Source organism: Azospirillum thermophilum (assembly GCF_003130795.1).
GTDB classification, from domain to species: domain Bacteria; phylum Pseudomonadota; class Alphaproteobacteria; order Azospirillales; family Azospirillaceae; genus Azospirillum; species Azospirillum thermophilum.
Genome location: NZ_CP029352.1, coordinates 1,112,520 through 1,125,411, shown reverse-complemented (window position 1 = coordinate 1,125,411; position 12,892 = coordinate 1,112,520). Strand labels below are relative to the sequence as shown.

Annotated in this window: 10 protein-coding genes; 5 read left to right on the top strand and 5 right to left on the bottom strand. The window is 72.6% G+C overall.

The features are described from left to right. The first annotated feature begins 75 nt into the window (after positions 1-75). Positions 76-297, top strand: a complete 222-nt coding sequence (locus tag DEW08_RS33105) for a CcdB family protein (RefSeq protein ID WP_109324964.1) — start codon at positions 76-78, stop codon at positions 295-297. Here the strand turns inward: DEW08_RS33105 and DEW08_RS33100 are convergent. The 5 genes from DEW08_RS33100 to typA all read right to left on the bottom strand — a co-directional run bounded on the left by DEW08_RS33100 (position 230) and on the right by typA (position 6,210). After that, complete coding sequence (locus DEW08_RS33100) at positions 230-1,330, bottom strand: ABC transporter ATP-binding protein (protein ID WP_109324963.1); 1,101 nt, start codon at positions 1,328-1,330, stop codon at positions 230-232. The two genes, DEW08_RS33105 and DEW08_RS33100, sit on opposite strands and share 68 nt — an antisense overlap. A 105-nt stretch (positions 1,331-1,435) precedes the next feature. After that, positions 1,436-2,455, bottom strand: coding sequence for a Fe(3+) ABC transporter substrate-binding protein (locus DEW08_RS05050; RefSeq protein ID WP_109324962.1), 1,020 nt, complete (start codon positions 2,453-2,455; stop codon positions 1,436-1,438). A 151-nt stretch (positions 2,456-2,606) separates the two neighbouring features. Continuing rightward, the gene (locus DEW08_RS32020; RefSeq protein ID WP_245985979.1) at positions 2,607-3,611 is read right to left on the bottom strand and encodes an ABC transporter permease; all 1,005 of its coding nucleotides are present in this window, start codon (positions 3,609-3,611) and stop codon (positions 2,607-2,609) included. Continuing rightward, the gene (locus DEW08_RS32015; RefSeq protein WP_245985977.1) at positions 3,611-4,273 is read right to left on the bottom strand and encodes an ABC transporter permease; all 663 of its coding nucleotides are present in this window, start codon (positions 4,271-4,273) and stop codon (positions 3,611-3,613) included. Before DEW08_RS32015 ends, DEW08_RS32020 begins: the two co-directional genes overlap by 1 nt. A gap of 110 nt (positions 4,274-4,383) precedes the next feature. Then, the gene (gene typA, locus DEW08_RS05040; protein WP_109324961.1) at positions 4,384-6,210 is read right to left on the bottom strand and encodes a translational GTPase TypA; all 1,827 of its coding nucleotides are present in this window, start codon (positions 6,208-6,210) and stop codon (positions 4,384-4,386) included. Positions 6,211-6,445: 235 nt separating this feature from the next. On the opposite strand from typA, the gene DEW08_RS05035 reads away from it, so the two are divergent. The 4 genes from DEW08_RS05035 (at position 6,446) to DEW08_RS32000 (ending at position 12,885) form a co-directional block, all read left to right on the top strand. Beyond that, positions 6,446-8,368 (top strand): autotransporter assembly complex protein TamA, encoded by a 1,923-nt coding sequence (locus DEW08_RS05035; RefSeq protein WP_245985975.1) that lies wholly within the window; start codon positions 6,446-6,448, stop codon positions 8,366-8,368. Between the two features lie 82 nt (positions 8,369-8,450). Beyond that, complete coding sequence (locus tag DEW08_RS32010; RefSeq protein ID WP_245985973.1) at positions 8,451-10,001, top strand: translocation/assembly module TamB domain-containing protein; 1,551 nt, start codon at positions 8,451-8,453, stop codon at positions 9,999-10,001. Then, positions 9,977-11,605 (top strand): translocation/assembly module TamB domain-containing protein, encoded by a 1,629-nt coding sequence (locus DEW08_RS32005; protein ID WP_245985971.1) that lies wholly within the window; start codon positions 9,977-9,979, stop codon positions 11,603-11,605. The genes DEW08_RS32010 and DEW08_RS32005 overlap by 25 nt, the downstream gene beginning before the upstream one ends. After that, positions 11,602-12,885, top strand: a complete 1,284-nt coding sequence (locus DEW08_RS32000; RefSeq protein ID WP_245986150.1) for a translocation/assembly module TamB domain-containing protein — start codon at positions 11,602-11,604, stop codon at positions 12,883-12,885. The genes DEW08_RS32005 and DEW08_RS32000 overlap by 4 nt, the downstream gene beginning before the upstream one ends. The last annotated feature ends 7 nt before the right edge of the window (positions 12,886-12,892 follow it).

The following is a 12,892-nucleotide window of genomic DNA, read 5'->3' as shown; positions in this document are numbered from 1 at the left end:
CGGCCCGTTTCGTTTCGGACCTGCGATCCCGTCTGCCCTTGATCCCGATTATGCCGGGGGGCATCGCCCTTATTGATGGCGCGGTTCGACGTCCACCGCCGTCTGGATGGAGCCGGCTATCTGCTCGACCTTCAGGCAGACATCCTTCGTGACCTGAACACACGGTTCGTGGCGCCGTCGCTGCCATTGGGCGAGGCGCCACGGCCGGCGGCTCCGCTCAACCCCGCCTTCATGCCGCCGGGAACACCATCAGCCGGCGCGGCTCGACGCGGGCGACCAGCTCCTCGCCGGGGGTGACCTCGACGAGGCCCGGCAGCCGGGCGTGGATCTCCGACCGGAAGCCGCCCGCCGGCTCCCCCGCCGGGCCGAGGGCGTCGAGGCAGACGCGGGTGGAGGCCCCGAGGAAGTTGGCGTGCCGCACCCGGACGCGCAGCCCGTCCGGCGCGCGCTTGGCGGGCGCCAGCTCCAGATCCTCGATCCGGCAGGCGACCTCGACCCGGGTGCCGGAGGAGAGCGCCGGCGCCGGGATGCGGCCGAAAGGGGTGGCGAGCTCGCCGCCGTCCACCGTCGCCTCGAAGCGGTTCACCTCGCCGAACAGCCGCGCGACGAAGCTGTTGGCCGGGTTGCGGTAGAGCTGCCGCGGCGTATCGGCCTGCACGACGCGGCCGTCCGCCATCACCACCACGCGGCTGCCGATCTCCATCGCCTCCTCGGGGTCGTGGGTGACCACCAGGGTGGCGACGCCGGTGGCGCGGATCAGCCGCACCACCTCCTCGCGCACCGAGCGGCGAAGCTGCTCGTCGAGCGCCGAGAAGGGCTCGTCCAGCAGCAGAACCGCCGGGTCGCGCGCCATGGCGCGGGCCAGCGCCACGCGCTGCTGCTGCCCGCCCGAGAGCATGTGCGGATAGCTGCCGGCATAGTCCGACAGGTTGACCATCGCCAGCAGTTCTTCCGTCCGCCGGCGCCGCTCGGCGCGCGGACGGTGCTGCTGGCCGAACTCGATGTTGCCGGCGACCGTCAGGTGGGGGAACAGGGCGAAGTCCTGGAACATCATGCCGACCGGCCGGCGCTCCGGCGGCAGCCCGTACCCCGCCTCCGCCAGCAGGGTGTCCCCCACGGCGATGCTGCCCGCCTGCAGGGTCTCCAGCCCGCTCACCAGGCGCAGCAGCGTGGATTTGCCGCAGCCGGACGGTCCCAGGATGCACACCACCTCCTGCGGCTCGACCGTCAGCGACACGCCGGCCAGCACCTGATGGCGGCCGTAATGGTGCGAAACGTCGGTGATGGAGACGCGGCCGGTCGTGGTCGGGGAGGCAGGGGGAGTGGTCATCGTTCACCCGTTCTGGCACGGTCCATTTGGGGGCAGGCCCCTCCAAAGCGCAACCCCCGGCGCGCCGAGGCGGCACCGGGGGCGGGCTCCGGTCTCAGCCGGCGGTCACTTCCAGCCGGCGCGGTCCATGATGCGCAGGGCGGCCGGGGTATACTGCGCGAAGGAGGCGGCGTTCACCTCGGCCTGCTTGAAGCTGCCCAGCTCGACGAGCTTCGGGTGGGGCTTCACGGCCGGGTTGACCGGGAACTCCATGTTGCCGTCGGCGAAGACGCGCTGCGCCTCGGGGCTCAGCAGATGCTCCAGCAGCTTGCGGGCGGCCTCCGGGTGCGGGGCGGTCTTGACGACGCCGGCGCCGCTGAGGTTGACGTGGGTGCCGCGGTTGCCCTGGTTGGGGAAGATCACGCCGATCTTCTCGGCCACCGCCCGGTCCTCCGGCTTCTCGGAGACCATCAGCTTGCCGACGTAGTAGGTGTTGGCGATGGCGAGGTCGCCCTCGCCGGCGGCGACCGCCTTGATCTGGTCGGTGTCGCCGCCCTTCGGCGGGCGGGCCAGATTGGCGACGAGGCCCTTCACCCAGGCTTCCGTCTTCTCCTCGCCCTGCGCCTCGATCATCGAGGCGGTCAGCGCCAGGCTGTAGGGGTGGGTGCCGCTGCGGGTCAGGACCTTGCCCTTCCACTCCGGCTTGGCGAGATCCTCATAGTCCTTGACCTGCTCCGGCTTCACCCGGTCGCGGGCATAGACGATGACGCGGGCGCGGCTGGACAGGCCGTACCAGGCGCCGTCCGGGGCGCGCAGGGTGGCCGGGACCGCCGCCAGGGCGGGCGACGTCACCGGGGCCAGCAGGCCTTCCTTGGCCGCGGCGGCCAGACGGCCGGCGTCCACGGTGATGAACAGGTCGGCCGGGCTGTTGGCCCCTTCCGACTTCATGCGCTGGATCAGCTCGTCGTGGTTGCCCTCGATGATGTTGACCTTGATGCCCGTCGCCTTGGTGAACTCCTCGTAGATCACCCGGTCGGTATTGTAGTGGCGCGAGTTGTAGACATTCACCTCCTGCGCGGCGGCACTGGCCGACAGCAGGGCGGCCACGGTGAAGGTCAGGCCGGCGGCGATCTTCGTCACGGGCATCAATGGACTCCTGGGAATGCGAATTGTTCTCACTGATAGGGAGAGTGAATATCAATCGCATCGGGATCTGTCCAGCGGTCAGGATGCCGCGCGGCATTAAAAGCGATTTAGAATAAATGCGATGCGGACCGGTACTTTTGTGACCGCCGCGTCACCGCTGCCCCGGCCGCGACGCGGCGATGGTCCGGCTGAGGTAGATCACCGGCAGCAGGCCGGCGAGAACGATGACCAGGGCGGGCAGGGCGGCGTCGTCCAGCCGCTCGGTCGAGGCCATGCGGAAGGCTTCGATCGCCAGCGTGTCGAAGTTGAACGGGCGCAGGATCATCGTCGCCGGCAGCTCCTTCGCCACGTCGACGAAGACCAGCATGGCGGCGCTCAGCAGGCTGGGGCGCAGCAGCGGCAGATGCACCCGGCGCAGCACCTGCAGCGGGCTGTGGCCGAGCGAGCGCGCCGCCCCTTCCAGATTGGGACTGATCTTGGCGAAGCCGGCCTCCAGCGGCCCGTAGGCCACCACGAAGAAGCGGATCAGGTAGCCGTAGAGGATGCCGAGGATGGTGCCGCCGAGCAGCGCGCCGGCCGACAGGCCGAGCCACTGGTTGGCCGCTCCCATGACGATCAGGATGCCGACCGCGATCACCGTGCCCGGCGTGGCATAGCCGAGCGAGGCGAGCTTGACCGCCTGGGCCGCCATGCGGCTGCGGTCGTGGCGCACGCCATGGATCACCAGCAGGGCGGTCCCCACCACCAGCACCGCGCCGCAGACCCCCAGCAGGACGGTGTTGGCGGTCAGCTCCAGGAAGCGGGCGGCGGTGATCTCGGTGCCGCCGCGGCCGATCATCCACAGCAGGATCCCGGCCGGCAGGAAGAAGCCGAACAGCGGCGGGGTCAGGCAGACGCCCCAGGCCACCGCCGTGCCCCGGCGCGACAGCCGCGGCGCCGGCAGGCTGCGGTAGCGGTTGGTCGTCTGGTGGAAGCGCATGCGCCCGCGCGACAGCCGCTCCAGCCCCATCACCAGCAGGACGAACAGCAGCAGCGCCGCGGCGAGCTGGGCGGCGGCCACCGGGCTGCCCAGCGCGAACCAGGTGCGGTAGATGCCGACCGTGAAGGTGTCGATGCCGAAGTAGCGCACCGCGCCGAAATCGGCCAGCGTCTCCATCAGCGCATAGCCGACCCCGGCGGCCAGCGCAGGCCGGGCGAGCGGCAGGGCGACCCGCCGGAAGGCCCCGAAGGGGTGCAGCCGAGCGTCCGGCTCGCCTCCAGCACGCAGACCGACTGCGACAGGAAGGCGGCGCGGGCCAGCACGTAGACATAGGGGTAGAGCACGAAGGACAGGACGAAGCCGGCCCCCCAGGCGGTCTGCACGTCGGGGAACCAGTAGTCGCCGTGCCGCCATCCGGTCAGCGCCCGCAGCCAGCTCTGCAGCGGGCCGGCGAACTGCAGGAAATCGGTGTAGGTGTAGGCCAGCACATAGGCCGGCATGGCCAGAGGCAGCAGCAGCACCCATTGCAGCACGCCGCGTCCGGGGAAGGCGTGCATCGTCACCGTCCAGGCGGCGGCAACCCCGGCCACCAGCGTGACGCAGCCGACGATGCCCAGCAGGATCAGCGTGTTGACCACGTAATCCGTCAGGACCGTGTCCGCCATGTGCCGCCACAGCCCGCCGGTGTCGGCCACCGACTGCGCGAAGACGGCGACGATGGGGGCGGCGATCAGCAGCGCCAGCAGCAGCGCCGCCCCGCCGGCCGGCCCGAAGCCCGGCAGCAGGCCGCGCAGGGCCGCAAGGGGACGGGAGCCTCGGTCGTCGGTGGTCGTCGCCATCTGGGTCCTTGGAACGCGGGGAGCGCTGGTCCGGAAATGAAGCAAGCCCCCCGTCCCGGTCGGGGCGGGGGGCTTGCAGGGTATTACCGGCCTGTCGGGGCAGGCAAGGGTCAGCTCGCCTCGGCCGCGCGCTGGTGGCGCTTGCGCTCGTTCGGGTCGAGGTAGCGCTTGCGCAGGCGGATCGACTTGGGCGTCACCTCCACCAGCTCGTCGTCGGAGATGTAGGACAGCGCCTTCTCCAGCGTCATCTGGATCGGCGGGGTCAGGCGGACCGCCTCGTCCTTGCTGGTGGTGCGGATGTTGGTGAGCTGCTTGCCCTTGATGACGTTGACCTCGAGGTCGTTGCCGCGGGTGTGCTCGCCGACGATCATGCCCTGATAGACCGGGACGCCCGGGTCGATCAGCATCGGCCCGCGGTCCTCAAGGTTCCACAGCGCATAGGCCACCGCGGTGCCGTCGCTGTTGGAGATCAGGACGCCGGTGCGCCGGGCGGCGATGGGACCCTTGTAGGGGGCATAGCCGTGGAACAGCCGGTTCATGATGCCGGTGCCGCGGGTGTCGGTCAGGAACTCGCTCTGATAACCGATCAGGCCGCGCGACGGGGCATGGAAGACGATGCGGGTCTTGTCGCCGCCGCTCGGCCGCATCTCGATCATCTCGCCCTTGCGCTCGGCCATCTTCTGGACGACCGTGCCCGAGAACTCCTCGTCGACGTCGATGACGACCTCCTCGATCGGCTCCAGGCGCTGGCCGTTCAGGGGATCGGTCTTGAACAGGACGCGCGGACGGCTGATCGACAGCTCGAAGCCCTCGCGGCGCATCGTCTCGATCAGGATGCCGAGCTGCAGTTCGCCGCGGCCGGCCACCTCGAAGGCGTCGCCGCCCTCCGTGTCGGTGACGCGCAGCGCCACGTTGCCTTCCGTCTCGCGGTAGAGACGGTCGCGGATCATGCGGCTGGTGACCTTGTCGCCCTCGCGGCCGGCCAGCGGGCTGTCGTTGACCGAGAAGGTCATCGCCAGCGTCGGCGGGTCGATCGGCTGGGCGGGCAGCGCCTCGTTCACTTCCGGCACGCAGATGGTGTCGGCGACGGTGGTCTGGGTCAGGCCGGCCAGCGCGACGATGTCGCCCGCCACCGCCTCGTCCACCGGAACGCGCTCCAGGCCGCGGAAGGCCAGCACCTTGGTGATGCGGCCCTGCTCGATCAGCTTGCCGTCGCGGGTCAGCGACTTGATCGCCATGTTGGGCTTCACCGTGCCCGACTGGATGCGGCCGGTCAGGATGCGGCCCAGATACGGGTTCGCCTCCAGCGTGGTGGCCAGCATGCGGAAGGGGGCGTCCTCCTCCACCCTGGGCGCCGGGACGTGGTCGCGGATCAGCTCGAACAGCGGGGTCAGCGTCTCGCGGGCGCCGTTCTCCAGGTCCGTGGTCGCCCAGCCGTTGCGGCCCGAGGCGAACAGGGTCGGGAAGTCGAGCTGCTCGTTGCTGGCGTCCAGCGAGGCGAACAGGTCGAACACCTCGTCATGCACCTCGTGCGGACGGGCGTCGGAGCGGTCGACCTTGTTGATGACGACGATCGGGCGCAGGCCCAGCTTCAGCGCCTTGCCCAGGACGAACTTGGTCTGCGGCAGCGGGCCCTCGGCCGCGTCGCACAGCAGGACCACGCCGTCGACCATGGTCAGGATGCGCTCGACCTCGCCGCCGAAGTCGGCGTGGCCGGGGGTGTCGACGATGTTGATGCGCAGGTCGTTCCACAGGACCGACGTGCACTTGGCGAGGATGGTGATGCCGCGCTCGCGCTCCAGGTCGTTGGAGTCCATGGCGCGTTCCGCGACCTGCTGGTTCTCGCGGAAGGAGCCGGACTGCTTGAGGAGCTGGTCGACCAGCGTGGTCTTGCCGTGGTCGACGTGAGCGATGATGGCGACGTTTCGGAGATTCATGGAGCCTTGGTCTCGCAATGGCACCCCCGACCCGCTCGCGCAGCGACTGCCAAACGCACAACAAAAGGCCCGCCGAAGGGAGTTCGGAGGGCTCGTCGGGGAAACTGTTGCGGCGCAATATAATGATCCTCGCCGGAAAGGCAAGCACTGGCCGTCCGGTCTAGTGCGAAATTCCGTCGTGGCAGCGTTGCAAGTCCTTTTGCTTCGGCAGCGCCGCGGTCTACCTATTGGTTCGATGAACCGTTCCGCCTCCGCTCCCCTTCTGCCGTCCGCCCTGATCGCCGCAGCGCTGCTCGCCGTGCCGGCGGCGGCCGGCTTCGCGCAGGACGCCACGGCCCCGCCCGCCGCTCCCCCGGCCGCGCCCGACGCCCAGGCCGGGGAAGAGCCGGCCGCCGGCCGCCTGCCCTACGAGGTCGAGCTGACCGGCGTCGAGGGCGACCTGAACGATCTGCTGCGGGCCAGCTCCTCGCTGGTGGAGCTGAAGGACGATCCGCCGCCCTCGCTGATCGGGCTGGAGCGCCGCGCCGAGTCGGACCGCGACCGGCTGCAGGCGGCGCTGCGCTCCGCCGGCTACTACGATGCCCGGCTCGACATCCGCATCGACGGCGACGCCCGGCCGGCCGATGCCCAGCCGGTCAAGGTGACGGTCGCGGTGGAGCCGGGGCCGCTCTACCGCATCAAGACGGTCACCGCCGCCACCGCCGGCGGGGCGCCGCTGCCGGGCGACGCCATCGACCCGGCGGAGTTCGGGCTGAAGGCCGGAGAGCCGGCGCGCGGCCAGCTCGTCCTCGACGCCGAGGGGGCCTTGGTCGGCCGGCTGGTCCAGCGCGGCTACGGCTACGCCAAGGTGCCGGACCGGCGGGTGGTGGTCGACCACTCCGACCGCACGATGGACGTCGCCTACACGGTCGATCCCGGCCCGCTGGTGCGCTACGGCGAGACGCGGATCACCGGGCTGGAGGGGGTGGACGAGGATCTGGTCCGCGGCCGGCTGCCCTGGAAGCCGGGCGAGGTCTATGTCCCGGCCCAGACCGACAAGGCCCGCCAGGACATCGCGAAGCTGGAGGTGTTCGACACGGTGCGCGTGCGGCTGGCCGACCAGCCCGGCCCCGACGGCGTCACCCCGGTGGAGGTCAACGTGGTCGAGCGCAAGCGGCGATTCATCGGCGCCGGCGTCACCTATTCGACCGAGGAGGGCATCGGCGCCAACGCCTACTGGGGCCACCGCAACCTGTTCGGCGGGGCGGAGCAGCTCCGCGTCGGCGTCGATGTCGGGCGGGTGGCCGGCTCCTCCGGCGGCAAGGCCTCGACGGCCGACAACCTGCCGGACCTGCGCTTCAACGTGAATTTCCGCAAGCCGGACTTCCTGCTGCTGAAGCAGTCGCTGGTCCTGAACTTCCAGGTGGTGTCCGACCAGCCGCCGGCCTACGACCGGGTGGCGACCGTTCTCAGCGGATCGCTGGAATGGCAGGCGACCGACCGGCTGACGCTGTCCTACGGCGTCAGCGGCGAGCGGGGAAGGGTGCGCACGCAGGAGCGGACCTACCAGACCGCCTTCGTCGGCGTGCCGCTGGCCGCCGCCTGGAACGGCACCGACGACCTGCTGAACCCGACCAGGGGCTATCGCCTTTCGGCCCAGGTGACGCCCTGGTTCCCGGCCGGCGGCGACACCGACCGGCCCTTCACCTCGACCCTGCTGAACGGCTCGGTCTACCACGACATCGCCGGCGACGGGCGCTATGTCGCTGCCGGCCGGATCGGGCTCGGCAGCATCGTCGGGGCGACGCTCGACCAGATCCCGCCGGACCACCGCTTCTATGCCGGCGGCGGCGGCTCGGTGCGCGGCTACGGCTTCCAGAAGGCCGGGCCGCGCGACCGCTTCGACGACCCCTCCGGCGGCCGGTCGCTGTTCGAGATCGGGGCGGAGCTGCGCATCAAGGTGACGGACAGCATCGGCGTCGTGCCCTTCGTCGATGCCGGCACCGTCTACGACCGCGCCTTTCCCGACTTCAGCGAGCCGCTGCGGGTCGGCACCGGCGTCGGCCTGCGCTACTACACCGACTTCGGCCCGCTGCGGGTCGATGTCGGCGTGCCGCTGAACGCGGCCGGCGGCGATGCCCGCTGGCAGCTCTACCTCAGCCTGGGGCAGGCCTTCTGACCATCCTTTCGCCCTATTCGGGCGGGAGGGTCGGGCGGTATGCCGGTTGAACAGGGATGCGAGGCTGGGAAAGGACGTTGGCGTGAAGGCGGTACGGTACGGGTTGATCGGTCTGGCGGGGCTCGTCGTCCTGCTGCTGGCGGGCGTTGCCGCCGGCTATGCCTGGCTGCAGAGCGCCGGCGGGCGCCAGTGGCTCGCCTCCACCATCGAGGGGGCGGCGTCCGGGCCGGACATGACGCTCACCCTCGGCGCGATCGAGGGCGGCATCCCCTTCGACCTCACCGTCGCCAGCGCCGAGGTCGCCGACAGCCAGGGCCGCTGGCTGTCGCTGCAGGGGCTGCACATCCGCCTGTCGCCCGGCGCCCTGCTGGCCCGCCGCGTCTCGCTGGAGGCGCTGGAGGCCGCGAGGATCGAGGTGGTGCGCGCGCCGGTCGGCACCCGGCCGCCGCAGCCGGAGCCGGCGGACGAGCGACAGTCGGCCTCCCTGCTTCCCCAGCTTCCGGTCGGGATCGAGGTCAGGCGGCTGGCGGTGGACGAGCTGCGGCTGGGCGAGGCGCTGCTCGGCGAGCCGGCGGTGCTGCGGATCGGCGGCGACGCCCGGCTGGAGCGCGGCGGCGGCGGGCTCGACAGCCACCTGCGCGTCGACCGCATCGACGACAAGCCGGGGCAGGCGGTGCTGGCCGCGGCCTTCGACCCGGCGAGGAACAGGCTCGACCTCGACCTCAAGGCGTCGGAGCCGGAGGGCGGGGTGATCGCCCGCACGCTCTCCATCCCCGGCCTGCCGCCGGTGACGGTGACGCTCGACGGCGCCGGACCGCTCGACGACTGGAAGGGCGCCCTGGTGGCCGAGGCGCAGGGGCGCGGCAGGCTGACCGCCGACGCCGCCGTCCGCCGCATCGCGGATGGCCATGCCGTCACCCTGACCGCCGGGGGCGACCTGCCGGCGGTGCTCGCCGGGTCCTCCGCGGCGCTGGTCGGGCCGGACCCGGCGCTGAACGCCACGGTCGTCGTCGCGCCGGACGGCGGGCTGGCGCTGCGCCCGGTCGCCCTGCGCGCCGCCGCCGGCACCGCCTCGCTGACCGGGACCGTCTCCGCCGACCACAAGAGGCTCGCCCTGACCTGGGAGGCCGCCGCCGGCCCGGACTCCGCGCTCCACGGCATGACCTCCGGCCTGTCCTGGCGCGAGGGGATGGCGAGCGGATCGGTCGAGGGCACGCTCGACGACCTCGCCGTGGCGCTCACCGCCGTCCTGCGCGACGTGGCGGCCGGCGATGCCGCCCTCTCCCCGGTCGCCGGGCCGGAGGTGAGGCTGGAACTGCGCAGCCGCATGGACACCGGCAAGGGCGACGTCCGGATCGGCCGGCTGGCGCTCGACGCCGCCGGGGCGAAGGCCGGCGCCGAGGGGCAGGTCGGCGGCTGGGGACAGACGGCCGATCTGGCGCTGTCGCTGGTCGCCGACGACCTGTCCAAACTCTCCGCCCTGGCCGGCCGGCCGCTGGGCGGTGCCTTGTCGCTGAAGGGGCCGGTGCGCCGGGGGGCGACGGCGCGCTCTCGGCCGAACTGTCGGGCGAGGCGCGCGACCTGTCCACCGGCACCCCGGCCGATGCCGTGCTGGGCGACCGCGCGACGCTGAAGGCGGTCGCCGCCATGGCGCCGGACGGGGCGATGCGGCTCGACCGCCTGGAGGTCGACGGCCGCAACGGCCGCCTCACCGCCAGCGCCGCGCTGGCCGGCGGCCGGGTCGATGCCAGATCCAGGCTGGAGATCGCGAAGCTCGACCCGGTGGGCGAGGCGGTCGGCACGCCGATGGCGGGCTCGCTCGCCCTCGACGCCACGGCTCGCGGTCCGCTCGACACCACGGCTCGCGGTCCGCTCGACGGGCTGGAGGCGGAGGCCACGCTGACCGGCCGCGACCTCGCCGTCGCCGACCGCCGCTTCGGCGCCACCGAGGTGACCGTCACCGCCGCCAAGCTGCCGGCCGCCCCGACCGGCCGCCTGCGCGCCCGCACCCAGATGGCCGGCGCCGGCCTGTCGCTGGACGGCGCCTACGCGCTCGACGGGCGGAACACGCTCCGTCTCTCCGACCTCGCGGTCGCCAGCGGCGGCAACCGGGTGACCGGTGCCGTGACGGTGGCGCTCGACACGCTGCTGGCGACCGGCCGGCTGGAGGGCGCGCTGCCCGACCTGAAGGGCCTGTCGGAGCTGGCGGGCCTGCCGCTCGACGGCGCTGCCGGCTTCACCGTGTCGCTCGACGGCCGCGGCGGCAGGCAGGCCGCCAGCCTGAGCGCCGACGCCACCAACCTGCGGGTGGAGGGGGAGGGCGGACCGCTGCTGACCGCCCGCCGCCTGACCGCGAGCGCCGACGTCGCCGACGCGCTGGGCACCCCCTCGGGCAAGGCGCGGCTGGAACTGGCGGACGGCTCCGCCGCCGGCAACGCGCTGGCCGGCGTCACCGCCAGCCTGGACGGCAGCCTTGCCAGGGCGGGCTTCCAGGCCGCCGCCACCGGGGCCGGGCAGAGCCCGCTGGCGCTCGACCTCGCCGGCACCCTGAGCGGCGACGCATCGCTCACCCGCATCCGCATCGAGCGGTTCCAGGGCCGCTACCAGGACGAGACCTTCCGCGCCACCGGCCCCGCCACCATCACCCTCGGCGACCGCCGCTACGAGGTCGCCGGGCTGCAGATCGTCAGCGGCGGCGCCCGGCTCGCCGCCGACCTCGGCCTCACCGGCGAGCGGCTGAGGGGGGAGATCCGCCTCGATCAGGTGCCGATGGCGCTGGCGCGGCTCGCCAGCCCGGCGCTGCGGCTCGACGGCACGCTGAACGCCCAGGCGACGCTGGGCGGCACCGTGCGCAACCCCCAGGCGGACGCCACGCTGCGCGTCGCCGGCCTGCACGCGCAGGAGGCGTCCCGCGCCGGCGTTCCCGGAGTCAACGCCACCGTCCGGGCGCAGTGGCGCGACCGCCGCCTGTCGGTCGACGGCGATGCCGCGACCACCACCAACTCCGGCCGGATCAGCCTGACCGCCGCGGTGCCGCTGGTGATGGACCCGGCCAGCTATGCCGTCTCGGTTCCGCCCAGGGGGCGCTGGAGGCTGCGGTCAACGGCACCATCGACGCGGCCATCGCCGACGACCTGCTCGCCGCGTCGGGCGACCGGGCGCGCGGCACGCTCCGGCTCGACGTCCGGGCCGGCGGCACGGTCGAGGCGCCGCGGCTGGGCGGCACGGTGGCGATGAGCGGCGGGCGCTACGAGAACCGGGCCTCCGGCGCCGTCATCAGCGACATCGAGGCGCGGCTGGTCGGCGACGGCGACGTCTTCACCATCCAGACCTTCCGCGGCCGGACCCGCAACGGCGGCACCGTCAGCGCCCGCGGGGTCATCCGGCCGGCGGCGGCGGCCGACCGCCAGCTCGACCTCGTCGTGCAGGCGGACAATGCGCGCCTGGTCGAGAACGACCTGATGACCGGCGAGGTCGGCGCCGACCTGACGGTGACCGGCGGCTTCACCCACGCCCGCCTCGCCGGTCCGATCCGTGTCCGGCGGGCGGAGGTGCAGATCCCCGACCGGCTGCCGCCCAACGTCGTGACGCTGGACGTGGTCGAGGTCGGCGGCGGCCGGCGCGGCAAGGGCAAGGCCGGCGCGGCCAAACCGGGAGCCGCCAAACCGGCTCCTGCCAAAGCGACCTCGGCCAAGCCTGCTTCCGCCAAATCCGCCTCCGCCAAATCCGCCTCCGCCAAGTCCGCATCCGCCAAGTCCGCATCCGCCCGGGCCGAGCCGGCGGCGGATGCGCCGCCCTCGCCCTTCGTGCTGGACCTCGACCTGACGGTGGACGCGCCGAACCAGATCTATGTCCGAGGCCGCGGCCTGCAGGCGGAACTCGGCGGCCAGCTCCGCGTCCGCGGCACCGCCGCCGCGCCGGAGGTGACCGGCCGCTTCGGCATGCTGAAGGGCCAGCTCGACCTGCTGGCGAAGACCTTCACCTTCAAGCGCGGCAACCTCGACTTCGACGGCACCCAGCCCATCGACCCGCGCCTCGACCTGCTGGCGGAGGCATCGGCCAACGGCATCACCGCGCAGGTCGTCGTCACCGGCACCGCGCGCCAGCCCAAGGTGGAGCTGACCTCGCCCCAGGGCCTGCCGCAGGACGAGGTGCTGGCCGGCGTGCTGTTCGGCAAGTCCGTCGCCGACCTGAGCGGGGTGGAGGCGGTGCAGCTCGCCCAGTCCGCCGCCTCGCTCGCCGGCTATGGCGGAGGCGGCGGCATCATGGACACGGTGCGGCGCGGGCTGGGGGTGGACCGGCTGGAGTTCACGCCGGGCGCCAACGGCCGCGGCGGTTCGGTCCAGGCCGGCCGCTACGTCAGCGACCGCGTCTATGTCGGCGTGGAGCAGGGCATCGGCGCCAACCAGAGCCGTGCCAAGGTCGAGGTGGACATCACCAAGAGCCTGAAGGCCGAGGCCGGGGTCGGCGCCAATTCCGACACCCAGTTCGGTCTGAAGTTCGAGCGGGACTATTGAGGAGGCG